The organism is Roseomonas sp. AR75, from assembly GCF_005222815.1.
Lineage (GTDB): Bacteria > Pseudomonadota > Alphaproteobacteria > Acetobacterales > Acetobacteraceae > Falsiroseomonas.
Genome location: NZ_STGB01000004.1, coordinates 370,244 through 392,998, shown reverse-complemented (window position 1 = coordinate 392,998; position 22,755 = coordinate 370,244). Strand labels below are relative to the sequence as shown.

At 70.3% G+C, this 22,755-nt stretch carries 23 protein-coding genes; 1 reads left to right on the top strand and 22 read right to left on the bottom strand.

Features of this window, described 5'->3' with window-relative positions:
• Positions 1 to 583: 583 nt before the first annotated feature.
• From E4T13_RS30550 to E4T13_RS15895, 10 genes are all read right to left on the bottom strand, one after another.
• Positions 584 to 751, bottom strand: coding sequence for a hypothetical protein (locus E4T13_RS30550; protein ID WP_240791155.1), 168 nt, complete (start codon positions 749 to 751; stop codon positions 584 to 586).
• The gene (locus E4T13_RS15935) at positions 748 to 1,233 is read right to left on the bottom strand and encodes a hypothetical protein (protein WP_137179282.1); all 486 of its coding nucleotides are present in this window, start codon (positions 1,231 to 1,233) and stop codon (positions 748 to 750) included. The genes E4T13_RS30550 and E4T13_RS15935 overlap by 4 nt, the downstream gene beginning before the upstream one ends.
• On the bottom strand, positions 1,233 to 2,171 hold the full coding sequence (locus tag E4T13_RS15930) for a hypothetical protein (protein WP_137179281.1): 939 nt from the start codon (positions 2,169 to 2,171) through the stop codon (positions 1,233 to 1,235). The genes E4T13_RS15935 and E4T13_RS15930 overlap by 1 nt, the downstream gene beginning before the upstream one ends.
• Positions 2,168 to 5,740: a phage tail protein gene (locus E4T13_RS15925; RefSeq protein ID WP_137179280.1), complete on the bottom strand. Its 3,573-nt coding sequence runs from the start codon at positions 5,738 to 5,740 to the stop codon at positions 2,168 to 2,170. The genes E4T13_RS15930 and E4T13_RS15925 overlap by 4 nt, the downstream gene beginning before the upstream one ends.
• A gap of 3 nt (positions 5,741 to 5,743) precedes the next feature.
• Positions 5,744 to 6,145: a C40 family peptidase gene (locus E4T13_RS15920; protein ID WP_137179279.1), complete on the bottom strand. Its 402-nt coding sequence runs from the start codon at positions 6,143 to 6,145 to the stop codon at positions 5,744 to 5,746.
• Entirely contained in the window at positions 6,142 to 7,005 is an 864-nt protein-coding gene (locus tag E4T13_RS15915; protein WP_137179278.1) for a DUF2163 domain-containing protein, read from the bottom strand. The genes E4T13_RS15920 and E4T13_RS15915 overlap by 4 nt, the downstream gene beginning before the upstream one ends.
• Positions 7,002 to 7,622, bottom strand: a complete 621-nt coding sequence (locus E4T13_RS15910) for a DUF2460 domain-containing protein (protein WP_137179277.1) — start codon at positions 7,620 to 7,622, stop codon at positions 7,002 to 7,004. The genes E4T13_RS15915 and E4T13_RS15910 overlap by 4 nt, the downstream gene beginning before the upstream one ends.
• A complete protein-coding gene (locus E4T13_RS15905) occupies positions 7,622 to 9,790 on the bottom strand; it encodes a tape measure protein (protein ID WP_137179276.1) in 2,169 nt (722 codons plus the stop codon). Before E4T13_RS15905 ends, E4T13_RS15910 begins: the two co-directional genes overlap by 1 nt.
• Complete coding sequence (locus E4T13_RS15900; protein ID WP_137179275.1) at positions 9,780 to 9,965, bottom strand: hypothetical protein; 186 nt, start codon at positions 9,963 to 9,965, stop codon at positions 9,780 to 9,782. Before E4T13_RS15900 ends, E4T13_RS15905 begins: the two co-directional genes overlap by 11 nt.
• Positions 9,966 to 10,117: 152 nt before the next feature.
• Complete coding sequence (locus tag E4T13_RS15895) at positions 10,118 to 10,495, bottom strand: hypothetical protein (protein WP_137179274.1); 378 nt, start codon at positions 10,493 to 10,495, stop codon at positions 10,118 to 10,120.
• Positions 10,496 to 10,668: 173 nt separating this feature from the next.
• Between E4T13_RS15895 and E4T13_RS15890 the strand changes: the two genes are divergently transcribed.
• Positions 10,669 to 11,697 (top strand): hypothetical protein, encoded by a 1,029-nt coding sequence (locus E4T13_RS15890; RefSeq protein ID WP_170985025.1) that lies wholly within the window; start codon positions 10,669 to 10,671, stop codon positions 11,695 to 11,697.
• A 1,268-nt stretch (positions 11,698 to 12,965) separates the two neighbouring features.
• Here the strand turns inward: E4T13_RS15890 and E4T13_RS15885 are convergent.
• The 12 genes from E4T13_RS15885 to E4T13_RS30545 form a co-directional block, all read right to left on the bottom strand.
• Positions 12,966 to 13,922 carry a phage tail tube protein gene (locus E4T13_RS15885; protein WP_137179272.1) on the bottom strand — a complete coding sequence of 319 codons (957 nt, stop codon included), beginning with the start codon at positions 13,920 to 13,922 and terminating at the stop codon, positions 12,966 to 12,968.
• 26 nt (positions 13,923 to 13,948) lie between these two features.
• Positions 13,949 to 14,395, bottom strand: a complete 447-nt coding sequence (locus E4T13_RS15880; protein ID WP_137179271.1) for a hypothetical protein — start codon at positions 14,393 to 14,395, stop codon at positions 13,949 to 13,951.
• The gene (locus E4T13_RS30805) at positions 14,392 to 14,520 is read right to left on the bottom strand and encodes a hypothetical protein (RefSeq protein WP_256370458.1); all 129 of its coding nucleotides are present in this window, start codon (positions 14,518 to 14,520) and stop codon (positions 14,392 to 14,394) included. Before E4T13_RS30805 ends, E4T13_RS15880 begins: the two co-directional genes overlap by 4 nt.
• Positions 14,517 to 15,251 carry a DUF6441 family protein gene (locus E4T13_RS15875; protein ID WP_137179270.1) on the bottom strand — a complete coding sequence of 245 codons (735 nt, stop codon included), beginning with the start codon at positions 15,249 to 15,251 and terminating at the stop codon, positions 14,517 to 14,519. The genes E4T13_RS30805 and E4T13_RS15875 overlap by 4 nt, the downstream gene beginning before the upstream one ends.
• A complete protein-coding gene (locus E4T13_RS15870) occupies positions 15,248 to 15,568 on the bottom strand; it encodes a phage holin family protein (RefSeq protein WP_137179269.1) in 321 nt (106 codons plus the stop codon). The genes E4T13_RS15875 and E4T13_RS15870 overlap by 4 nt, the downstream gene beginning before the upstream one ends.
• 9 nt (positions 15,569 to 15,577) lie before the next feature.
• Positions 15,578 to 15,883, bottom strand: coding sequence for a hypothetical protein (locus E4T13_RS15865; protein ID WP_137179268.1), 306 nt, complete (start codon positions 15,881 to 15,883; stop codon positions 15,578 to 15,580).
• Complete coding sequence (locus E4T13_RS15860; RefSeq protein WP_137179267.1) at positions 15,880 to 16,230, bottom strand: DUF2190 family protein; 351 nt, start codon at positions 16,228 to 16,230, stop codon at positions 15,880 to 15,882. Before E4T13_RS15860 ends, E4T13_RS15865 begins: the two co-directional genes overlap by 4 nt.
• Positions 16,231 to 16,308: 78 nt before the next feature.
• Positions 16,309 to 18,384, bottom strand: a complete 2,076-nt coding sequence (locus tag E4T13_RS15855) for a prohead protease/major capsid protein fusion protein (protein WP_137179266.1) — start codon at positions 18,382 to 18,384, stop codon at positions 16,309 to 16,311.
• Between the two features lie 49 nt (positions 18,385 to 18,433).
• Positions 18,434 to 19,918, bottom strand: a complete 1,485-nt coding sequence (locus E4T13_RS15850; RefSeq protein ID WP_137179265.1) for a phage portal protein — start codon at positions 19,916 to 19,918, stop codon at positions 18,434 to 18,436.
• On the bottom strand, positions 19,918 to 20,154 hold the full coding sequence (locus E4T13_RS15845) for a phage head-tail joining protein (protein ID WP_137179264.1): 237 nt from the start codon (positions 20,152 to 20,154) through the stop codon (positions 19,918 to 19,920). The genes E4T13_RS15850 and E4T13_RS15845 overlap by 1 nt, the downstream gene beginning before the upstream one ends.
• Before the next feature lie 15 nt (positions 20,155 to 20,169).
• Positions 20,170 to 22,131: a phage terminase large subunit family protein gene (locus E4T13_RS15840; protein WP_137179263.1), complete on the bottom strand. Its 1,962-nt coding sequence runs from the start codon at positions 22,129 to 22,131 to the stop codon at positions 20,170 to 20,172.
• On the bottom strand, positions 22,131 to 22,700 hold the full coding sequence (locus E4T13_RS30545; protein WP_137179262.1) for an elements of external origin: 570 nt from the start codon (positions 22,698 to 22,700) through the stop codon (positions 22,131 to 22,133). Before E4T13_RS30545 ends, E4T13_RS15840 begins: the two co-directional genes overlap by 1 nt.
• Positions 22,701 to 22,755: the final 55 nt, after the last annotated feature.

The following is a 22,755-nucleotide window of genomic DNA, read 5'->3' as shown; positions in this document are numbered from 1 at the left end:
GCTGCTGCTCCTCAGCAACGCGCCGCCGACCGCATCGTAGAGCCTCGGACTGACCGATTCAGGCGACCGCCCAAATCGACAGAAGATGACAAGCTGAAGTGTTAGCGATAGCCATGCACACGCTCCGGTTGCAGCTCGATGCGCTTTCGAAGCAATATTGCTCGGGTGCTGATCGTGATGCAAGCGCGGAAGTTACGGACGCGCGAAAACGATAACGCGGCTCGCCCAGACACGCATCAGCAGCTTTGGGAGGGGCGCACTCTCGACCCAAGAGCGCTTACCGCTGCGGCTTCGACAATTGAACTGACGCGCCTTAACGTGCGTCCAAGCCCCGGCCAGCTTGGGCACCTGCCGTTTCAGCACCTGCACTGCCATCGGCGCTGGCGCGGCGCGCCGTCGACACGCTGACGTTCCGCGCGGTCGCGCGCACGCTGTTGTTGGACCACACATGGCAGTCGAGCACGAAGGCGATGCTGCTGGTGTGGAGCGAGGCGTCCGCGAAGTCGCCCCGGCGCGCGCCTGGCACCGTGACCTCGACGTTGGCCGTTGCCCCCGGGCCGAAGCTCGGCAAGTGCCAGTTGGTTCAGCTGGTCTCCAGCGCCAGCGCCTGCGTCTCAGCCGGCAGCGAGGGGCAGCCGTAGAGGATCGCGGGCGCGTCGTCCGGCAGGCCGCAGAGCCACAGTCCCTCGCGCTCCATCTGCCCGTCGAAGCCAGTGATGCCGATCGGTTCGAAAGCTACGGCGCTCTTCACGCACCCCACTCGAACCGCAGGAACGTCCGGCTCGGATCATTGCCGTAGGACACCAACCCGAAGGTCCCACTCGGCCCGCACAGCACGCGGAACTGGTGGCCCGGCGAGACGGCGATGTTCGCCTCCGGCACGTCGATCGTCTGATCCGGCGTGCCGCCTGGGTGCGAGGCAGTGCCTTCCGCGATCGTGTCCCAGGTGGAGCCGCCGTTCGTGCTGCGCTGGATGCGCGCGAACACCGTGCCTGCCGCGGAGCCGCCCTGGCCGTCATGCCGCACGCGCGCCCAGACCCGCGCGGATCCAACGCCTGCTGGTACGGTGACGATGCTGCTGGTCGGGCTAAAGGCGTTCAGCGTGTCGATGGCTTCGGCATTCCAGACCACGCGCTGGGACGACAGGGCCTGCGAGGAGGTGTAGCTGCCGTAGAGCCAGAGCTCGCCGAGCTGGAACTGCTGCATCGCCGCGATGGCACCGGGGGAGATCATCAGGCGAGCTCCAGGTTGCCGAACAGCACCCAGGTGTTCGCTGTGAGCTTCGTGGCCTGGACGACGGCGTGCTGGACGGCGGTGCTGGCGAGGTGCGTCGGCGCGACGTTGACGGTCGCGCCTGAACCCGCGGCGAAGGTGAGCGCGCCCGTCGAGGCCTGCGAAAAGGTCAGCGACGTGCCGAGCGGAAATGCGGCGGTGGCGTCGGAGGGCAGCGTGATGGTGCAGGCATTGGTGCAGCGGAACCAATGGCCGGCCTGAGCCAGCACGGGCGCGAGGGTGCTGTCGGTGTGCGTCACGACAGGCGTTGTGGGTACGCCGAAGCCGAGCCCGGTGGCGCCCTCGTTCACCACCACCGCGCGGCCGGCTTGGCCGGCGTAGCTGCCGGGCGTGTCGGTCAGATCGAGGAAGGTCTCGGAACCGGCGCCAGCGAACTCGAAGAACTCAAGCGCGTCCTCGTCGTCGTTGACGCGCAGCAGGCGCAGCGCCTGGCCGGCGTAGCTGCCCGGCGTGTCGGTGAGCGCCAGGAAGTTTTCGGCGCCCGCCGCGCCATCGGCCCCCTGCAGGATCACCGCCAAGCCGTCCGCGGTGCCGTCCGTGCGGATCAGTGCCGCGCTGCCGGCGGGGACAACGACGCTCGTCGTGCCGCGCTGGACGGCGACGTCCTCAGTCGACGTGGCCCCGTCCACGCTCACGAGGGCGTAACGCTCGACCAGCGGCAGGGTGACCGTGCGGCCCGGGACGGTGGCGTTGATCACGCGCACGCCGAGCGCCTCGCGATACTGCGCAGCGGTCAGCGTGACGTTGCCGGCCGCGACATCGGCGACGAAGGTGCCGGTGATGGCTTGATCGAGTGCCGTGAAGGCCGCGTTGGCCGTGACCTCCTTCTGGTTCTGGCTCGCCACGATGAGTGGAATGGCAAGGTTCGGTGTGGTCATAGGATGGCCCTTGCTGCGATGCCGCGGGCGGCGATGGCGCTCAGCTGATAGACACGCACCGTGACGGTGGCCTGCGGCGCGCCGAAGTCGGCGATCTGTTCGGCGGCGGCGTAGGTCGCGGTGGGTGCAGAGAGACCAGCGATGGTCCGCGCGACGGTGCTGCCGTCGAGGATCTCGACCTCGTAGGCTTCGGTGGCCTCGCTGAGGGGCACCTCGCCGGTGACGTCAGCCCAGCCGCCATTGATGCGGGTGCGGCGAACCCAGGTCATGGTGAGGTTGCCTTCCTCGTCGCGCGTGCCCGTGAGATGCGCCGGCGCGTAGGGCCGCTCCGCCCGGCCGCGGATGGCCTTGGTCACCGTCACCGCCGCGGTCTCTACCGTCTCGTAGATTGACGGCGCGCGATGGTGGCGGGTGGCGGCGATTTCTGCGGGTAAGCCCTGGAACCGCAGCGCGTCGTCCAGCAGGACGAACACGTCCCCGACGCCGCGGCTGGCAATCTGGTCCTCGGTGCCGCGCCGACCGCGCAGCAGGCTGGTGAGCCGATAGCGCCCGCTGCCAAGGTCCGCGGCGTCGCGGAACTGGATCACCTCCGCCGCGCCATCGAGGCCGATCAGCGCGGCCGTGTTCTCGCCGTTCAGCACCTCCAGCGCGGTGGCACTGTCCAGCGCGCCGGTCTCCAGCTGCGCCTCCAGCGCGCCGCTGTCGTCCCAGGTCCAGGGCGTGGCTGGTGCCGGCGGCATGGCGGCGACGACGCCCCAGGTCATCGACCGCGTGACGGCGCCGATCTCCTCCCAGGCCAGCCGGTCCGGGCTGCGGAACAGCGTGGCGCCGCGAAACGTCTGACCACGATAGCCGCCTATCAGCGGGTATTCCCGCAGGCCCGCGCCGCCGAGATCGTCGGCGTCGAGGATCAGCGGCAGGTCGGGCAGCAGCAGGCGGACGGCGTAGGGCAGCGGCAGCGTCGGCAGCACCCAGCCAGAGCCGCCATCGGCGGGCGCCGTCAGCGCATAGGCCGCAGCATCCTCCGTCACCGCCTCGATCCGCGTCGTCCAGTTGGCGCCGAGCTGCGTCGACAGCACACGGGAGCGGATCGTCGCACCGTCCGCCAGGCCGAGGGTGATCGGATCGGTGGGCACCAGCCGGGCGTGGCGCGGTCCGACGGCAAAGGAGAGCTGGGTGCGCTCGCGCCAAGTGGCGGTGATCAGCCGCCGCGCGATCGCCTTGGCCTCGCCGCCGGTGAGCGGGATGGGCAGGTCAAGCGTGCTGCTGGCCGTGGCCGCGACGGTCGGCGTCGGGCTGACCGGCCGCCGCCAGGACTGGGCGTTCGGCTCGCCCGCCCTGTCCACGTCGAGGTAACGGACGGTGAGCTCGCGCGGCAGCTCGGCGTCCTGCGCCCGCTGCTCGCTCAGCGCCGACGCGTCCGGCCGCTCCTGCACCAGGTCGGCATAGGGCACGCTGGCCACGACGCTGCCCGCGCGCTTGCGGAACACCAGCACGTCGTCCTGCTCCACCGCGTCGAACTGGAAGGCGCTCGCGAGGGGCGTGATGGCGTCCCGGGCCGACATCGGCCGCGGCAGGACGTAGCCGCGCAGGCTGTCGGCGAGGCCCGCGACGTTGATGTCGCCCGGGGCGAGCCCGGCGCGGGTGCAAAGCTGCTGGACGACATCACCGAGCGTCAGGTCGGCGGCGGTGGCGCGCGTGAGAAAGCGCTTGGTGGGCAGGTCCGAGGTGCCGGAGAAGCCGATCACCGCGCCCTGCTCGTCAATCCAGAAGCGGTTGGAGAAATCCGCGCCGTTGGCGTTCCAGGTGGCGAGGCCGGTGCCGGTCTGCAGCACCAGGTCCCCGCCGAGGCCCCAGGTGCTGCCGAGCACCCGCTCCATGCGTCCCGGCCCGCCGGCGAAGCGGCCGACCGGCGCGTGATCGACGAGCTTCCAGACCACGCCCGTGCCGGGCGCGTACTTGAAGGTGGAGTAGCGGCTGTAGGGCCCGGCGCTGCTGCCCCCGTTGCTGATGGTGATGACCAGCGTCCCGTCACTGGTGTCCCACCAGGCGTGGTGGATCAGCGGCCGGTCGCCGCCGGCATCGATCTCGGCGGGGACATCGATCGGCGGGAAGTCGGTGCGGGTGATGACGAGCGCGGGGCTGTAGCGGAGCCGGATCATCTCGATCCGCGGCTCGGTGTTCCAGCCCGTGCCGCGAAGATACCAGAGGTCCGCGCCGGCTGTGCCGGTGGCGCCCGGCACCAGCTGCACGTCCAGGATGTCTGTCTGGATGATGCCGTGCCGGCCCGGGATGGCCAGCGGCGAGGTGGCGTCCCGCCCGCCCCAGACGTAGCTCATCGTCGCGGCGTCGATCGTCACCGCGCCGGCCTGGCCGCCCTGCACGATCACCAGCGGGCGGGTGGAGCCACCCGGCTGCGGCACGGCGATGCTGGCGATCTGCATGGGCACGAAGAGCGCGATGGTGTCGTCGCCGTCGAAGACCGGGTTGGAGCCCTGCAGCGGCCCGAAGTAGGCGACGCCGCGCATGGTGTCCGGATCGACCTTCCAAAGCGGTACGCGCATCGACTGGCCGCCGGTCATGTAGAGAAAACCGTCCACGCCGACGTGGAGGATGCCGGCGGTGGTGCCGCTGGCGTTGGGCGTGCTGCCTTCGGGGAAGAGGTGGCCGAGCACCGCGTCAATGCGGTGCTCGCCGATCGTCTGCATGGTGACGAGGTCGTAGACGCGGATCATCTCGTCGGCGCCGCCGCCGGCGGAGCCAGAGCGCTGGCGGCCCTCGTAGAGCCGGCCGCGGCGGTAATCGATCGCGACCCGGTTGCTCCAGCCCGCGCCCATGAAGAAGTCGCTCGGCGTGGAGACGAACAGCGGGACCGCCGGCGGCTGGCCGGGCTGCTCGGGGAAGCTGCGGATGGCGGCGCCGGCGAGTTCCACCGTGACGTTCGGCATGCGGTTGCCGAAGCGGTCGAGCGGCACGCGCTCGAAGACGATGTAGGCCAGGCCGCGATGGGCAGGGGCGTCCTCGCCTTCGATACTGGCGATGAGCGGATCCGGCAGCTGCGCCTCGTCGCCGGGGTAGAAGCGCCAGGTGAGGCCTGGGATCTGGACGACGCCGGTGGCGGCCTCGGCGTCGAACACCAGCTTGTCGTCCAGCCAGATCTTCAGCAGCTGCGCGTTCGGCGAGGGCGAGAGCCATTCGCAGAGGCCGACCGCCCACGACAGGTAGTAGGCGTAGGTGGTCTGGGTGGGGCGGCGGGCGCCGCCCTTGCCGCGCTGGCGCTGGGTGGAGGAGACCTCCTCGATCGCGGTTTTCCAGATGACGTTGCCGGCGATCTTGGCGCGGCCGGTGGCGACCGGGATGGGCACGCCGTAGCTGGAGGTCTGGACGGTGAGGTCGGTGAGGCGCGGGCCCTGGGCATCCTGCCCGCGCTGGGGGAAGAGCAGCGCGCCGGCGACGCCGCCGAGCGCCCAGCCGACCTGCGCGCCGAGGAGGGTGCCGACGCCGGGGATGACGGAGCCGAGGACCGCGCCGAGCGCGGCGCCGCCTCCGGCCACGGCAAGCTGGGCCATGCGCTACTCCGTCAGGCGAAAGGCGCCGATCAGGGCGGCGGCGAGCTCGCCCTCGATCGGCTGCTCGACGACGCGGCGGTGCGGCGCGTAGGCGTGGATGCAGGCCGGCACGCGCCAGGCGGGGTGGAGCGAGGCGATCCCGACATGGCCGCCATAGAGGCCCATGCGGAACAGCAGCACGTCCCCGGGGTCCGCAGTTCCAACCCGCGTGGCGTGGGCGAGGATCCCGTCCAGCAGGCGCGTGCCCTGCGGCTCGCGGGCGTAGGGCGCCGGATCCGGCAGCGTGCGGCCGGCGTCACGTGCAGCAAGCAGTACGAGGCCGATGCAGTCGAGGCCGGTGGCGCTGCGGCCGAGATGCCGCCAGGGCACGCCCAGATAGGCGCGCGCAGCCTCGTCGATGGTCATGGGGGCGTCGCCACCGTGGCCAGTACGCCTGGCACGAAAGGCTCGCCTCGAAAGTTCAGGTAGTTGCCGAATACCGCCTGGCAGGTTGCCTTGCGCTTGTCGCAGCCGGGCTGGAGGTGCAGCACGTCGCCGACTGCTGGCGCGACCGGCGGTGGCGCGAAGAGCGACAGCGTGCGGCTGGCCTGGTCCCAGGCGAGCACCTCGCGGGCGACACCGGCGTTCGGTCCGGACTGCCAGATGGCGACGCCGCCCTCGAAGTGGCTGCCGGCGAAGCCGCCGATGCCGTCATCGGCCAGGACCAGCGTCGTGCTCTCCGTCACCGTCTCGATGCTGGCCTGCTGCGTCCAGCCGGCGCCGAAGGCGAGATCAATCCTGCAGCGGGCGTCGCCGAGATCGGCGCGGCATTCGGGCTGGTAGACGGAGCCGATGACCGCCTGCAGCGGCTGCGCCAGGCCGCGCAGCTCGGCCGAGAACGAACCGTCGTCGCGGGCGATGACCTCGCCGAGGCGGCCCCGGCGGAGCTTCAGCTCGCCGTCCGCCAGGTTCGCGTAGTTGACCGCGAAGATCCGCACCTCGGCGTGGTCCCACAGCCCGGCGCGGAGTTCGGCTGGATCCAGCGCGGCGCTGTCCAGCAGGCCGAGCAGCTCCGTCTCGTCGACCGCCAGGCTGGCGCCGGTGGCGATGGCGGCGCGCTGATAGCCGAGCGCGGCCACGTACGTCTCGCCGCCATAGGCGATATCGCGGTCGTGGTCGGTGAAGGTGAAGACGGCGCCGTCGCGGCGCTGGACGCGCCAGAGGGTGGCGAGGGTGGTGGCCTGGCCAGCGAGATGCGCGGCAAGGCCGGTCGAGACGGATTTCATTCACGCAGCTCCACGACGGGGATGCTGGACCACTCGCCGATGTCATGGATGCGCAGCGTCAGCGACAGCGCGTCCGTGTCGAACCGGGCCGGCACGTCGAACTCGCAGCTCGCCTCGACCACTTGGTCCGCCGGCGCGCGAAGCGCGGCGCCGAGGGTGATGACGCCGGTGGCGAGGTTGACCGCGAACTGCGCCGAGCCTGGGCCGAGACTGCGCTCGGTGCCGCCCACCCAGCAGCGCACCGTGCCAGCGACAGGGCGCGTGATGCGCCGCACCACCTGCTCCCCGCCGCTGCTGTAGAGCTTGGTGATCTGGAACGCGGCCTGCGCGCCATCCGTCACCCCTATCGCCTGCCGCGGCAGCTGGTAGTCGGACCAGTCTTTGAACCGGAAGCCGCGCAGCTGGCCGCGGCGCGCGATATAGAAGGCCAGCAGCGCCTCGACGTCCGCCCGGCCCTTGAGCCCCGTCGCGACGTTGTAGCGCCGCCGCGCCTCCGCCCAGTTGGCCTGGCGCTGCTCGTGGCCGCCGGTCGAGGTGGTGATGACGGTGGCGAAGGTTGGGCCACCCTCCGCACCCAGCGCGATGCGGTCGGGAAAGCGCACGTCGTCGAAGGCCATCAGATGCTCCGCTGGCTCCGGCGCAGCGCGCGGTTCAGCTCGGCCAGGATCGCGCCCTGGCTGGCGCGGAAGGATCCGGCGTCGGGCGTCGTGACATTGAACACGACGTTGATCGGCGCGGCCGTCGCCTCGACCCCGAGCCGGCCGTTGCGGCCACGCCGGAGCGGCAGGATCGCCTCCGGCCCGGCCTCTCCCATCAGCCCGACGCCGCGCGCGAAGGGGAACACGGTCGGCCGGTCGACGATGCCGCCCGTGGCGAAGGGGATCAGGCCGGCCGGGCCGAAGGCATTCCCCCGCGCGCTGGCGACCGCCGGGCCCGCGAACAGGCTGCCGATGCCCGAGAGCGCGGAGTTCAGCAGGCCCGTCGCGGCGTTGGCCAGCGGCTCGGTGACCAGCTTGCGGGTGCCGATGCGCAGCAGGTCGCGCTCGAGGCCCTTGAGCAGCTCGCCAAAGCCGCGGCCTTCCACAACGGCATCCTCGAAGGCGGAGGAGAAGGCGAGGCCGAGCTCGCGGGCGGCGTCCCCCGTCCGCTCGGTGTCCTGCCGCAGCCGGCCCTCGGCCTGCTCCAGCTCTGCGATCGCGGCCTCGGCCTCCCGTCCGATCGTCTCCTCCGGCAGCGGCCGGCCGACGCGCTCGCTGCGCTGGACCAGATCGCCGAGGCGTTCCAGGCGGCGCGCATAGCGCTCATAGGCTGTCTCGTTGTCCTGGATGAGCCGCTCACGCTCGCGCAGTACCTCGTTGACCTCGCGCTCGGCGTCGCGGTTGTCCCGCTGCGCGGCGGCGACGCGGCGGGTGGTACCCTCCAGCCGGCGCAGCGCCTCGTCGCGCTCGCCCGTCGCCAGCGCTCCGAGGCGGCTGCGCTCCGCGGCGTCGATTGCGCCGGCGGCCTCGGCCTCGCGCACGCGGCGGACACGCTCATCGTATTCGCGCGTGATCCGGAAGCGGTCGTCGAGGTCGCGCCTGAGGTCGAGCACGTCCTGCGTAGCGCGGCGACGGCGGGCCTCGGTGGCGGCCTGGCCCGCGCGCTCCTGCTCCTCCAGGCGGCGGGTCAGCGCGCCGCGCTCGGCCGTGTCGATCTCCGCCAGGATGGCGAAGTAGCTTTGGCGCAGTTCCTCGAGGCGCTGGGTGCGATCGACGCCGGCCTGGCTCTCGGCGGTGCCGACCAGGCCGGGACGGATGCTGCCGCGGCGGACAGGCGCGCGCAGGCTGGGGCGGCCGTCGCCCTCGGCCTCCAGCCGACCGATCTCGGCAGAGAGCGTCGCCGCCTGGCGCTGGAGGTCCAGAAGGCGCTCGCCCTCGTCGAGCAGGCCGACGCCGCGACGCGTGCCGTCCATCGCCCGGGCCGCTGCCGAGAGGCCGCGGGCGAGCGCATTCGACAGGCCGACCGCACGATCCAGCTGGCCGAGAAAATTCTCGGTGGCGGCGGTGAGCTGGCCGAAGGCGCGGCCGAGGGACAGCGGCGCCTTGTCGAGCTCGGCGCCGAGCCGTTCGGTGGCGCGCAGCAGCGCCGGGAAGACCCGCTCGGCGGTGAGCCGGCCCTCGGAGCCGAGCCGGCGCAGCTCGCCGATCGAGACGCCGAGTTCTCGGGCCAGGCCTTCGGCGAGCAGCGGCATGGCTTCGAGGATGGAGCGCAGTTCGTCGCCCTGCAGCACGCCAGACGCCAGCGCCTGGGCCAGCTGCAGCGTGGCGGACGAAATCTCCTGCGTTGAGGCGCCGGAGACGATGGCGACGCGCTGCAGGCCGCCGACGAGGCGCACCACCTGGTCGGAGGTGGCGCCGATCTCGCGGGCGGCGATCGAGAAGCGCTGGAAGGCGTCGACACTCTCGCCGACCGCGACGCCGGTGGAGAGCGCGTTGCGGTAGAGCGCCTCGTAGACGGCGCCCGCGCGCTCGACCGAGCCGGTGGCGGTCTGCAGCCGGAACAGGCTCTGGGTCAGCGCGTCGCCGGCCTGCACCAGGGCGCGCGCCGCGACGGCAACGCCGGCGAGCTGGATGCCACGCGCGGCGACGTCCATCAGCGACAGCGCGCGGGACGCCGTGTAGGCCCCGTCGCGGATGCGCTCCAGGCTGCGCTGGCCGGTTTCGCCGACCTCGCGCAGCCCGGCCTTGACCCGGGCAGCATCGTCCAGCGACAGGCGGACCGAGACGCGGCGGGTGCTATCCGCCATGGGCGACACCTCCGGCGTCCGGTGTGGGGGAGTTGCGGGCGGCCAGGCCCTCGGCAAGGCCGAGGCGCAGCGCGGTCAGCAGTTCGGCGGCGGCCCAGCCGGCGGCTCCCAACTCGCGGGCGACGGCCAGCGCGCCTCCGAGATCGAGATCAGCGCCGATGCTGGTTGCCGTCACGCAGGCGGTGCCGGCGCTCCACGCAGCAGCGCCCTCGACGGCACAGGGCGCGTGGGCGGTGTAGGGGCAAGCCTCGCCGCAATCGCGGCCGAGCGCGTCGCAGCCGCGGCAGTATTCGGGCCCGCAGCCGAAGTGCCAGGCGGCGCGGGCCCTCAGCCGTTTCCCTCCGCGGCCACCGCGGCGACCGGCGCCGTGGCGCGGTCCCAGAAGGCGGCGGCGATGTCGTCGAGATCCATCAGGCGCTCGACCGCCTCGGGCGTGAGCGGCAGCGGCTTGCCGGCGGCGTCGCCGACGCCCTCCCAGGCGGTTACCGCGTGGCGGGCGAGCGCCTTGACCAGGAAGGCGAAGGACAGGCCGCGCGACATGTCGGGGTCGAGGTCCGGATCGGCGATGCGGATGGCAGCGAGACGGCGCGCGGCGGCAGCCTGCGCGGCAGCCATCACCGCGGTGCTCACGGGCCGGATCTCGACGCGGACACCGCGCGGCAGGTCGAGCCAGTATGGCTCGGCCGGGAGGTCGAGGGTGAGCATGCGTCACTCCACGCGCCGAAGTCGGTTCTCGCAGAAGACGAGAGGAAAGGCTGCACTAGCTAGCTTCAGCCCGGCGCAAATGAGCACCGCACAGTGCCGGTTGTCCGTATGGCACACACGGCGCTTCGCGCTATGATGCATATTCTCGCCCAGTGATATTTTGGAATTTCGGAATGGAAGGACGACGACGCTCGGACGCTTGGTCAGAGTGGAAACGCTTGAACGAGGGGAAGATTGCGCACCCCTACGGCTACGAGGAAAAGTTCGTCGACACCGTATTGCGTCAGATTCCGGGTCTCGATCCATGTGACGTCATTCCTCAATACCGTTTCGTGTGTGACAAGGGCATCAATCGGCGCATTGATTTCATGATAGTCAACAAACATAAGGGGTATTCACTACCAGTCGAACTCGATGGTGCCGAGAAGGGGGAAGCGCGTAACAAATGGTCCGATTTTCTTGAGCGCCAGAATGCGATCGTTCGGAGCTTCGGAACGATACTGCGTTACTCTAACCTAAAGATGCTTAACGATCCAGATTTTATAGCTCGTGAAATAGAAGAGATAATGTCGGTTCAAGCGGCACATAAGCGTGCTAGCGATAGTCGCCGAGGAATCATTGAGATTGTCGGATCTACTTCCAAAAGCTCCGGTTCTGGTTTGGAGACGGCTCCTTTACAGAGTGCTACACTGACTGTTCAGTCTGTGAAGCCGCCGCTTTCGGTCAGCTTACCGTTCTCTGCACACGTATTTGGCTTCGCACTCATCCTCGTTGCAAGCGTCGTCTACTTTGTATGGCAGGGTGGCACGCGAGTTTTGACACCCGACATGGCGTCAGCTGTCAGCGGCGCTACCCTGACGAGCATGAACAGAGTTGCGTCGGCGATTTCTGCCGAGCCAGCCGTAAGTACATCGCAGTTTGACCCCATCCAGGCGTTCCAAGCGAAGACACACATCGGTGAAATAAGGGCGGTGTGCGGGCATGTCGCAGAAATCAAAGAAATCTCTGCTGGTTTATTCATCAATTTTGATCGGCCATATCCCCAAGAGACGTTCAGCATTGTAATCTGGCGTGAGAAAATGAGTGACGTCGGGCGCCTTGATATCTGGCGCGGCCGTCATCTGTGCGTGTCAGGTCTCATCCGAACGTATCGCAACAAGCCCCGCATCGAGGTTGCCCGCCGTGAACAACTTATTCAGTAGAAGCGCATCACTGCTCGGCGTTTGCCTGGCATTCTTCATAGCTCTGTCCGTAAATGGGCAAGAACTGGCCGCAGAGGAACGGATCGAGGCGCATCGCTCCGCACTCCACCTCGGGCAGAGCGTCCTTGCGTGTGGGCGGGTGGCGCAGGTGAGCGCGCGTAATGAAGTCACATACGTGAACTTGGATAATCCATATCCGCGCCAGACGCTTGGGCTAGTGATCTGGCGGAGAGATTTGCCCTCCTACCAAGCAAGATTCGGTGCCTTGCCCTCGCTCGTCGGCAAAAGTGTCTGCGCGAGGGGCGTGATTGAGCAGTACCGCAGCAACCTGCAGTTGGTTCTGCGAAACCCGCAATCCTTAAATATAATGACCTCGCAAGCGAGCGACATCAAGATCTCGGCTTGGTACATCGCGGGACTGCGGCAGGCGGGTGTCCCCGGTGGAGTTCTCCGCTCGCAGGCCAATATTGATCGTCTCGCACACTATGCGTCTCGCCTGAACGCGACGGTCGTCGCGCTCCAGTCGGTTGATGGGAGCGGCGCGGCAGTCCCGGTTTTCGGCTCGGGCTACGTGTATCACTTCACGGCTGGACAGGGACCCAGATCCGGGTTCGCCCTCAAGCGCGGCATCGGGTTCGTCGTCAATCCGGATCTCCCTCTGTTGCCGCCGGCGTCCGCAACTTCGGCCCCGACATCTACAAAAGCGGCAGACATCACGCTGACCGAGGGGGGCGCGGGACTGAGGCTTCTGTCGGTGGAGTTCGAACCTCGGTGCTCGGAGGCCGATGAGGGCGACGTTGGCCCTGCCTGTGAGAGGTTGGCGTCCAACTTCCGCCAGGTTGCAGCATGGGTGAGAGAAAGGGAGAGAACTGGTGAACCTTTTATCATTCTCGGCAATTTCAATCGCACCATGAGAGATGGGAGGGATGATCTTAGCCAAGCTCTGGCAGGAACAGTTCCTTTGTCGCGCGCCAACGCAGGGTTCGGCAGCCCTTGCTGGATGCGCCAGGAACTAGGTCCTAGGCCATTCCAGGATCACCTTTATCTTGGCGGGAGGGCTCGAGAGTGGTTCGCATCTGGCAGCATGTCGGTCATGGCCTACGCCGAGCCGTGGTCTTCGATGATGCAGTTATCCCCCCGCTGTCCCGTCAGTATCCAACTTCGGTTGCCGACAAGTTCTCCCTAGGAGGTCGGCGCGTTAGACGCAGTGCTGGTTCGGATCCTGATCCGGCGGCGCTGCGGCTACTCTTTAAGTCGAAGCGGTATAGTCACGCGTATTCTGTCTCGGCTTGCTGGTTCTGCAGCACTGCGGTCATCATGGATCCCGCGGTGGTGTTGAACGCGGCGCGGAACCCGAAGGTCGCCTCCACACCCGCCGGCCCCTCAATCGGCGTCTTGGCGAGCGCGAGGTAGGCCTCGTAGACCGTGAAGGTGAGGCTACGGTCCTCGTCGATCGCATAGCTGAAGGCGAAGGCCGCCTGGACGTTGTTCAGCGCCTGGTTCAGCAGGATGGTGTCGGCGAAGCGCGCGGTGATCTGGCCGGTCGCGCGCGCGATACCAGGATCGGCACCTTCGATCTTGCGGTCGGCGCGGATGGTGCGCACCGCCTCGACGCTGTTCGAGTAGCTCAGCCGAGCCCCGGTGACCTGCGCCAGTGGCCAGCCGCCGCGCGCGATTGAGCCCTGGGCCTTGTTGAAGGGCGTGTAGCTGGCGGTGACCGGCGTCCCGCCCGCGCTGGTGCCGCTGCGCGCAGATCCCTGCGCGATGAGCCCAAACGTCGCCGTCGCCGGCCCGCTCGGCGAGAAGTCGATCTCCATGGTGTCGGCACGCACGCCGGTGCAGAGATCGTAGCTCGGCACGTCGGGATAGCCGATCTCGATCGCGTTCGAGGGCAGCGCCGTGGCACCGGACGTGAAGGTGTGGATGAAGTTCGGGCTGGTGCCGGTGGTGATGGGCGGGCCGAGGAGCAAGCGCAGCCAGTGGCCGATGTTGATGAGGTCCACCGGCACGACGACCTGCCCCTGCACCGTCACCGTGTCGAGGAAGGGCGCGGCAGGATCGCGGCCATTGCCGACGCCGAGCACGTCGGCATCAAGAAGCGGCTGCTCCGCGCCGAGGTCGCAGGAGAGGAAGGGCATGCGCCGAAAGTCGTCACTGGGCGCGGTGCCGTAGGTCTCCTCCGGCAGCATCAGCAGGCGGCAATTGGCGCCGATGGCACGAGGCATTTTTTGGGTGTCCTTCCGCCAGATGGTCAGGCCAGCGCGGAGCCGGCGACGGTGAACCAGAGGGTGACGGGCACAAGGGCGGAGCGCGCCGCAGCGGCGCCTTCGAACTCGGTGTCCTGGAACTCGGGCGCGCCGGGCTGCGCCCACTCCACGGTGCCGCCGAGGGTTCGGTCGGCGGTGATGGCGTCGCCGATGGCGATGAGCAGCGCGTCGAGCAGCGCGGTGCGCGTCGCGGGCGTGGCGCCGGTGACGGTGACCTCGATCTCGGCGCGGTGCTCTATGGACCAGGACAGCGGCGAGAGGATCGCCGTCTCCTCCACGGCGTCGCCGTCGCGCAGCACCACGAGCCCGCCCGGCGGGATGCGCTGTGGGATTGTCTCGCCGCGCAGCACGACCGGAGCCGGGCTGCGGCCGGGAAACGCGGCCTGCAGGCGCGTGTGGAGGGCCGCGAGGGCGGCTTCGCGCTTGCTCATGCCCAGCCCAGCAGCGTCGCGAAGAAGCGCCCGGCGACCCAGGTGAGCGCCAGGCCGAATGCCACGCCGATCCAGCCGAGGACGGACAGCGCCGCCAGGAGCGCAAGGCTGGCACGCTGGCTCATGCTATCCTCCCGCTCTCGCGTTCCCAGGCGGCGACGAGCCGGCCAGGCAGACGGCGCAGGCCGCGTTCGGCGGCGCCCTCGACGTCGAGCCGCTTCGTGAGTGTCACCTGCGGCAGCAGCAGGAACATCGGCACCATGCCGCGCTCCAGCATGCTGCGGGCCCAGGCTTCGCGGCCCTTGCGGTTGCCCGTGCCGATCTCGGCCACGCCGCCGGCGATCAGCTGCGTGCGTCGCCCGCGGCGGCGTCCCCGACCGATCCCCTGCGCCTCGTAGAGCGGCAGGCACCAGACGAAGCCGCGGCCGGACTTGAACGGTCGGAGGAAGGCCTGGCCCGACGCGACCATCTGCGCCGGCGTGACGCGCATGCCCTTCTCGCCGCGTCCCCGGCGTCCCCTGGCCGCATTGAAGCCGGTCGGGATAGCTAGGAATTTGCGGCCACCCTTGGCGCGAATGACAGCCCCGCGCTCGAAGGCGTCGATGATGGCCGGCACCTTCGTCCAGACCAGCCCGCCCGGCCGCAGCGACTGGCCGGTGCGGGGGAAGATCTGTGACCGCCAGGCATTGGCGATGCCGCGCGTATTGCCGCCGAGCGAAGCCGTGACCTGCTTGCGCAGCTCACCCTTCACCTGATCGGTTTCCGCCCGGATCGCCGACATGGCGGCGCGCTCGCCGGCACGCACCTCCGCAGCCAGCACCTGCCGCAGGTCGCCGACCGCGGCGCGCAGCCTCACGCCGGCGGATCCCGCGGCGGCAGGCTGGCGCGATAGCGCAGCAGGGCGACAGCGAGGTCGTTCAGCGCGGCCTGGCCGAGGTAGCCGAACACGAAGGCAAAGAGGAACCGGCCGTATTCGTTGAACTCGAGCAGGCCACCGAGCGCATAGCCCGCGCTGCCCACCAGCGCGGCGGAGGGCACCTCCCAGACCAGGCACCAGCCGAGGCGGCGCCGCTCCGGGTTGTTCCAGCGGACGAAGCCGCCGGCGAGGCCGGCCGCGGCGCCAACCGCGAGGTCGAGCAGCATGCTCCAGTGGCCAAGGTTGCTTGGCGGCATGGAAGCCTCCTATCGCTGGCAGAGGACGCGCCAAGCCACGCCTGCGGCGTCGCTCTCGGCGTGCTGGACGGTGAGGGTTTCGGCGCCGAGGACGAACACGTCGCCGGCGGCGATGTCGGGCAGAGCCGTGATCGGCACGGTCAGCACGTCGGTGGCCTGAACGAGTGTTGTGCCGAAGGCGTCGCGCAGCTGGTCCGGCGACGAGCGCAGCACCCGCAGCGTGATCACCGGACCGCCGCCGCGCTGCCAGGTGGCGTCGGTGCCGAGGTTCGGATCGGCAGCCAGCACCGCCAGCGCGGCGTCGAACGCGTTCACGCGCCGGCGACCGGCACGCGGGCGAGCATGATGTGCACGGTGGTGTCGGCGGCGAGCGCGGCCTCGGTGACGATGCCGACCTGGAAGTTGCTGGTCGCTGTCGTGGTGAGGCGGCGATTGGTGTTGTCCCAGAACACCCGCGCGCCGGCGGTCATCGCCTGGGTCGGGTCCTTGGCGAGCTCGAACTCGCCGCGGGTCTCGCACTCGACCGTGGCGTTCTGCGCCGCGTCGGAGGCGGCGACGCCGAAGAAAGCACCGACCAGCATGCCCTGGCCGGAGAGGATGCCCCCGGCATAGGGCACCGCCATCGGGATGGACCGGGCCTCGGGGCGGATCATGTTGCGCATGGTTTTCGGGTCTCCAGAAACGCAGAAGCCGCCCCGGAGGGCGGCCTCTGCATCGGTTCATGAGGGATGGTCGAGCGATCAGGTGCCCGGGTTGAACCAGGCGCCGCGCCAGTCGATGGCGCCGACGCCGAAGTCGAAGATCACGCTGACCTCGATGCCATCGACACCGGAGACCGGGCCGGTGGTGACCTGCGGCCCCTCGACGCCGTTCAGGTAGCCATAGACGTAGACCGGCGTGGTCGGCGGCTCGGCGAAGAGATACCAGCGGTTCGCCGAGATCAGTGGCTCCACCACCGGCTGCAGCAACCCAACATAGGGGTTCACCGCACCGGACGTCCCCGGCGTGATCGCCGCGGTGAGCTTCAGCGCGGAGAGCTCGAGCGCCGGGCCGACCAGCACACGCATACTGCGGCCGAGCGAGATGGGGAGGCCGTCGAGCGTGCGCTGCTTCATGATGGCCTCGCGGCCCTTGGCGATGTTCGCCTCGTCCAACGCCGTGCCGGCCGCGGCCTTGTTCGCCCGCGCCGCCGCCGTCGCAAACACTGGTGCGTTGCCCGTGGTGAGCGTCGGACCGTCGCCGTTGGCCAGGTTGATCAGGGCGTAGGCCGTCGCGTTCTCGAAGTCGGCGACGCGGCGGCCGATCATGGCGGCGAAGTCGGTGAAGGCGCCGAGGTCGTCGTTGACCAGCATCTGCCGCGTGACGCGGATGCGGCGGGCGAAGGTCTGCAGGAGCACGATCTCCTGGCTCTCGGACATGGTGCCGGCCTGGATCTCGCCGTTCTCGGCCAGCGGCTGCAGGACGGGGAAGTCGCCGATGCGCAGGTGCCGGTGCGGCTTGAAGTCCCGAAAATCGCGGCGGAGGAAGATCTGGCGGTAGGTGGGCGCGGCCGGCGCATAGGCGGCGAGCAGCATCTTGTTGGCGGCGGCGGAGAGCAGCGCCGGGAAGTCGCTGGTCGTGTGGAAGGCGCGCTCGGCGAGGCGGACCGGATCGCGCGGCACCTGGGTCTCGCCGTGCAGGCTGAGCAGCTCGCGGACCATGTCGGAGGGGCGCCAGCCCATGAACTCGGCGTGGCGGCCGGCGCCGGCGGGCTGGTAGCCCGGCATGGCGCGGGCGGCGATCGCCTCTGCCATGGCGTCGAGGATCTCCGCGCGAGGCGGGCCACCATGGGCCGCCGGGTTGGCGGGCACGGAGGGGCGGGGCGCGTGGCGGACCAGGGCGTCGAACAGGGCGCGGCGGGTGTCGTCGGGGGACCAGCCGCGCTCGACTGCCTCGGCGCGCAGGGCGGCCACCCTGTCGGCCGGCAGGAGGGCGCGGGCGGCCTCGACGGCGGTGTCGATGCCGGCGATGCGGCCGCGCTCGGCGCGGGTGGCCTCGACGGCGGGATCGGGCGGCGGGGACGCCGAAGCGGCGGGCGTGGGCTCGGGCGTGGTGGTCACGGTGGTCTCCTGGGGCTGGGTGGCGGGCGGCGCCGACGGCGCCGGATCGGCGGCCGGGGTCCCCGGCGTCGTCTCGGGCATGCTGGGTTCCTCTGGCAGGGCGGGTTCGATGGCGGGCATGGGGGTGCCCTGGTCCCCCTGCGCGCGAACGGCGGCGTCGCGATCGATCGGGATCGGCACGACGGAGATCTCGAAGGGCTCCCAATCCACGGCGCGGTGGATCGTGGTGCCGGTGGCGGCATCGGGCTGCGGCTCGTAGCGGTGCACACGATAGCCGACGCTCACTGCGCGCAGCGTGCCGTCGGCGATGCGCTGCCAGACCGGCTCGACGTCCGTGGCCGCGGAGAACTGCAGCGTGGCGTAGCCGCGGCCGCGATCGAGCCGCGCTGCGATGACGCGGCCGAGCACGTCGCGGGCGTCGACGCTGCGATGGGTGTTCAGCACCGGCGCGTTGCCGGAGCGCAGCGCATCCATGCGCACCGCGTTGGGCGACATCTCCAGCTCCTCGGTGATGAGACCGAGGGCGGGCACGAAGTTTCGGGCGCGCGCGCCCGTGGACCACACCACCTCGACGGTGCGGGCGGCGCGATCGACGGTGGCCGGCGCAGTGATCGCGCGATGTGCCACGATCGACTGCCCACCAGTGGGCATTCGATCCGGCACAGCGGCAGGCTCCGGCGCGGTATCTCTGCCGCCCGGTTCGATCGGTTCGGTCATGTGGATATCCCTGGGGAAAGAGCCGGGATGATCTGTGGATAGGATTCCCTCAGCCCGGAGCGGGCGAGGCTTCGGCTGTGGACCGCGCTGGCGCCGCGGCACCCGTCGCCGCGATCTCCACCGCGGCAATCTGCGCGGCGTCCTGCGCGCTGCCGGACTTCGCCACGCGACGCGGATCGGTGTCGAGCGAGATGCCGGCCTCGTCGAGCAGCGCATTGGCCTCGCGGATCATCTCCACCGCGGCGCGAAAGTCGTAGCCGAAGGCGCCGGCCGCCTCGGGCTGCGGCACGAAGCCGGCGCGCACCTGGGCGATCAGCGCGGTGGTGTCCTTCAGCGGGTCGATCATTTCGTGCGCCGGTGGCACGTGGCTGACGCCGTCCGGCATCTCCGCACTCCACAGCCCGAGCAGCGCGCCCTGCGCATGGAAGCGGTCCGCGATGGGCCGCACCAGCATCGGGATGAGCATGCCGTACTGGACCTGCTCGCAGAGGCGGCGGAACTCGATCTTGCCGGCGCGCAGGCTGGAGTAGTTCGCCTGCGTCAGGTCGCCCGACACCTGGTCGTAGGTGAGGCCCGCACCGACCGCGGCGGCTTCCAGCGCGCGCCGTGCAAAGGCGGCGTGCGATCCACCACCGGAGGGGTTCACCACTTCCACGGAGCCCATGCCGCGCCGGTAGAGGATCATGCCCGGCTCGAAGCTCTCGACGGTGCGGCCCTGCGCGTCGCGGAGCAGGCCGGCAGCGGCCCCGGTCAGCGCCTCGTCGCCCTCTTCGGTAACGACCGCCGCCAAGCACGCCTCGATCTTCGCCTTCATCAGCAGGGCGGCCTCGTAGTCGCCGAGATCGCGCAGGCGCAGCAGCACCGGCGCCAGCCAGGAGACGTCGCGCAGCTGGCCGGGCCGGCGCTTGCGATAGACGTGCAGCACGTCTGTTGCTGCGATCCGTTCACTGCCGAGCCAGGTGGCGCCCGGCAGGATCCAGGCCGCGCCGGGATGCACGCGATGCAGCCAGTAGCCGATCGGCTCGCCGGCCTCTCCCAGCGCGATGCCCTGGATGGTGGCGGCACCCGCCAGCATGCCGTTGCGGGCGGTGTCGAGGTGATCCGCCTCCAGCACCTGCAGCCGCAGGCCGATCGGGTTCGTCGGCGACGGCTCCGTCATAAGGAATCGGATGAAGCATTCCCCGCTCTCCACGACGGCGCGCATCGCCAGCGCCTGCAGACCGTAGAGATCCAGCCGCCCCTCCGCATCGCAGCCGGTGCTTTCCGCCCAGCGTTGCCAGGCGCCGCTGTGCGCGTCGTCCGGCCAGCGCGTGGTGATGCCGGCGCCGACGGCGTTCCCCGTCCAGAGATCGACGATGCGGCTGGCATACGGATCGTTGCGGACGGCATCGCGCGCACGGCGCCCAACCGTCGGCGCGGCCATCCCGACCTCCGCCGTCGCGCTGCCGCCGGACGCTGCCCAGCTCGAGGCGCGGCTGTCCTGCGCAGCCGCGTAGCCACGAAAGGCGAGCCAGGCAGCGCGAAGGCGGCCCATCACCTGGTTCCCTCACGGGAGAAGCTGGCCAGCGTGACGGAGGGCCGGCGGGCTGCCGTGCTCTCCGCTCCGCGCAGCACCGCCAGCGCTCGGCCGAGCTCATCCAGGCTGCGGTACTCCACCGTGCGGCCGTCGAAGGTCACGCGCGTGGTGCCGCCCGTGTACGCCGCCGCGAGCGCCGCCGCGCGGCTGCCGGCGGGCTGCGCCAGCGCCCAGGCGAGGACGGTCGGATCCATGCGCGTCCTCCTCCTTCAGCGGAGCCAGCCCGAGCGCGGCGCCAGCCAGCCGCGCGGGCGATGGGTGTCAGGCGCGCTTGGCTGTGGCGCGGCATTCCCGGCGGCGGGAAGGTCGGCCGCAGGCAGCGACAGGGCATCTGCCATCCGCGCCCAGCGGCCGTCGCCCCAGCCATCCATCCCAAGCGCCGCTGCCGCCGCGCGGGCATAGACCCGGCAGTCGAGCGCCTCGTTACTCTCGCGCGTCTTCACCCACTCCAGCCGGCGGAAGCCGTTGCGGCTGGCACGCGCCACGAGCTGCTCCGCCGTGATCTGCCGGCAGAACTCCTCGCCAGCGGCGTGGAGCGGCAGGTGCACGTAGCCGGGCGGGAACGGATCACCGCTCTCCTCCGTCGGCCGCTCCAGCTTTAGCCAGCCATAGGTCTCGCCCTTCAGGAAGGACGAGCCCACCGGCCAGACCTTCAGCCCGCCGAGCTTCCGGCCGTTGCGCCGCACTTCCGTCGCCGCCGGCTGGCCGACCGCCGCGCGCAGCCCGTCCTGGCCCTTCACTGCGATGGCGCGGCCGGCACCGGCCCGACGCACGAACGAATACACCTCCGCTGTGGTCATGCCGTCGCCGCTGTCGATCGCCGCCATGGCCACCGGCAGCCGGTGCCCGCTGGCATGCCGCCAGGTCTCGCCCAGCAGCAGCCGCAACTCCTCCCACACCGCCCCCTCGAACGGGTTCCCCGCCAGCACGCGGTGTTCGATCAGCCATGACTGCCGGTCCTGCCCCCACGCCCAGAGGCTGGCCTCCAGGCGATCGCGCTGCACGTCGACGCCTGCGGTGAGCAGCAGCCCGCCCATCGGCACCGTGCCGGCCGGCCAGTGTTCCCGGCGGTCGTAGAGCCGCTGCCAGTCCGGCGCCTCGCCCGCCTCCTGCCAGGTCTCGCCGAGCACCGTGTTCCGAAAGGTCTTGATCGCCCGGTCATCGCCCTGCGCGGCGAGCCAGAGCCGCGCGATCTCCGACCAGGGCATCCAGCCCGGCGGGGAGTAGAGCGCCGAGATGTGGAAGCCGATCGCGTGCGGGTCCGTCGCCGTCGCCGTGGCCCGCCATTCCCCCGTGGCCAGCATCGCCGCCTTGTGCTGCTCGCCGATCGCGCCGTCACAGTCCTCGCAGAGATACCGCGCCGTCTCCGGCTTGTCCTCGTCCCAGACCAGCCGCTCAAAGCGGAGATGCTGGCGATGGCCGCAATGCGGACAGGCCACGAAGTAGCGCCGCTGGTCGGTGGCGAGATACTCGCGCTCGATCCGCGACAAGCCGGCGATGGTCGGCGTGCTGACCAACAGCATCTTGCGCCGCCAGCCGAAGGTGCGGGCGCGGGCCTCGGCCAGCGCGATCGGGTCACCCTCGCCCTCGACATCGCCGGGATAGGCGTCGATCTCGTCGAGGAAGAGGAAGCGCGCCGACATCGACCGCAGGCCGACCGCGCTGTTCGCGCCGGTCATCACCAGCTGCCCGCCGGGGAACTCCTTCGAGAGCTGCCGGTTGCCGCTGTCCCGCGAGCGCGCCGGCGCCACCCGCTCCCGGATCGCCGGCGTCTCCTCGACCAACGGGTCAATGCGCTGGTCGGAGAAGCGCTTGGCCAGTTCGGTCGTCGGCTGCACCGCGAGCATTGGGCCCGGCGCGTGGTGGATGACATAGCCAATCCAGTTGCTGCCGCAGGTCGTCGCACCAACCTGTGCGCTCTTGATGAACACCACACGTCGCGCTGGATGCGACGGCGAGAGCGCGTCCATCACCTCGCGCAGATACGGCGTGCGCGCAGTACGGTAGGGGCCAGGCTCGGCTGAATCCCGCGAGCCGAGCATGCGGTGCCGATCGGCCCATTCGGAGACCAGCAGCGTCGGCTCGGGTGCCATGCCGTCGCGCCACGCCTGCAAGATCTCAGCGTCACCGTCGAAGCGGCCGAGCTCCTCCAGCAGATGTTCGCCCGTCATCAACCGACGCTCACCCGGACATCGTGCCGCGCCGCCAGGTGCTCGCGCAGACGCGTGTCCATCATCGTCTGCAGCCGGTGCGCGTCGACGCCGAGCTCGGCCGCCATCTCGGCGGCGACGCGGGCCGGCCAAGCGAGGATGGCATCGCGCTCCTCCTTGGCGAGCCGGTGCACGAGTAGTAGGGCGCGCGCCTTGTCGACCAGCTTGCCCTTGCGCTCGTCGAGCCGCAGCCTGCGCTCCTGCGCCTTCAGCACCTCGTTCGCGGTGCGCGCGTCGTGGAAGGTGTTCTGGGCGGCGCGCGGCAGTGGATCGGCTGGCGGCGGCATCGCTGCGACAGGCGGCGGCGCTGCGGGCCGCGGTGATGCTGGCGCCAGCGTCGCCGTCTTCCGCACCGGATCGCTGCTGTCAGCCAGCCGCGCGCGAACCTTCTCGACATCCCAGGCGCCATCGGCCTCCGGTGCGATGCGGCCAGCGCGCTGCGCCTTCTGCAGCGCTGTGTGGGAGACGCCGAGGCGGCGCGCCACCTCGCGCTGCGAGGCCACGCGGCCCGGCTGCGCGACAGCGATCATGATGTGATCAGAACTCCCGATTCATAGCAGGAAGGCGACGCTCGATCCCGCTTGG

Coding starts and splice junctions, on each gene's coding strand:
- E4T13_RS15905 (WP_137179276.1), bottom strand. CDS start 9,790: ATGGCGGATAGCACCCGCCGCGTCTCGGTCCGCCTGTCGCTGGACGAT.
- E4T13_RS15935 (WP_137179282.1), bottom strand. CDS start 1,233: ATGATCTCCCCCGGTGCCATCGCGGCGATGCAGCAGTTCCAGCTCGGC.
- E4T13_RS15845 (WP_137179264.1), bottom strand. CDS start 20,154: ATGGATCCGACCGTCCTCGCCTGGGCGCTGGCGCAGCCCGCCGGCAGC.
- E4T13_RS15840 (WP_137179263.1), bottom strand. CDS start 22,131: ATGACGGGCGAACATCTGCTGGAGGAGCTCGGCCGCTTCGACGGTGAC.
- E4T13_RS15920 (WP_137179279.1), bottom strand. CDS start 6,145: ATGACCATCGACGAGGCTGCGCGCGCCTATCTGGGCGTGCCCTGGCGG.
- E4T13_RS15915 (WP_137179278.1), bottom strand. CDS start 7,005: ATGAAATCCGTCTCGACCGGCCTTGCCGCGCATCTCGCTGGCCAGGCC.
- E4T13_RS15855 (WP_137179266.1), bottom strand. CDS start 18,384: ATGACCGAACCGATCGAACCGGGCGGCAGAGATACCGCGCCGGAGCCT.
- E4T13_RS15925 (WP_137179280.1), bottom strand. CDS start 5,740: ATGGCCCAGCTTGCCGTGGCCGGAGGCGGCGCCGCGCTCGGCGCGGTC.
- E4T13_RS30545 (WP_137179262.1), bottom strand. CDS start 22,700: ATGATCGCTGTCGCGCAGCCGGGCCGCGTGGCCTCGCAGCGCGAGGTG.
- E4T13_RS15895 (WP_137179274.1), bottom strand. CDS start 10,495: ATGCTCACCCTCGACCTCCCGGCCGAGCCATACTGGCTCGACCTGCCG.
- E4T13_RS30805 (WP_256370458.1), bottom strand. CDS start 14,520: ATGAGCCAGCGTGCCAGCCTTGCGCTCCTGGCGGCGCTGTCCGTCCTC.
- E4T13_RS15890 (WP_170985025.1), top strand. CDS start 10,669: ATGGAAGGACGACGACGCTCGGACGCTTGGTCAGAGTGGAAACGCTTG.
- E4T13_RS15860 (WP_137179267.1), bottom strand. CDS start 16,230: ATGCGCAACATGATCCGCCCCGAGGCCCGGTCCATCCCGATGGCGGTG.
- E4T13_RS15910 (WP_137179277.1), bottom strand. CDS start 7,622: ATGGCCTTCGACGACGTGCGCTTTCCCGACCGCATCGCGCTGGGTGCG.
- E4T13_RS15880 (WP_137179271.1), bottom strand. CDS start 14,395: ATGAGCAAGCGCGAAGCCGCCCTCGCGGCCCTCCACACGCGCCTGCAG.
- E4T13_RS15850 (WP_137179265.1), bottom strand. CDS start 19,918: ATGGGCCGCCTTCGCGCTGCCTGGCTCGCCTTTCGTGGCTACGCGGCT.
- E4T13_RS15870 (WP_137179269.1), bottom strand. CDS start 15,568: ATGCCGCCAAGCAACCTTGGCCACTGGAGCATGCTGCTCGACCTCGCG.
- E4T13_RS15885 (WP_137179272.1), bottom strand. CDS start 13,922: ATGCCTCGTGCCATCGGCGCCAATTGCCGCCTGCTGATGCTGCCGGAG.
- E4T13_RS15930 (WP_137179281.1), bottom strand. CDS start 2,171: ATGACCACACCGAACCTTGCCATTCCACTCATCGTGGCGAGCCAGAAC.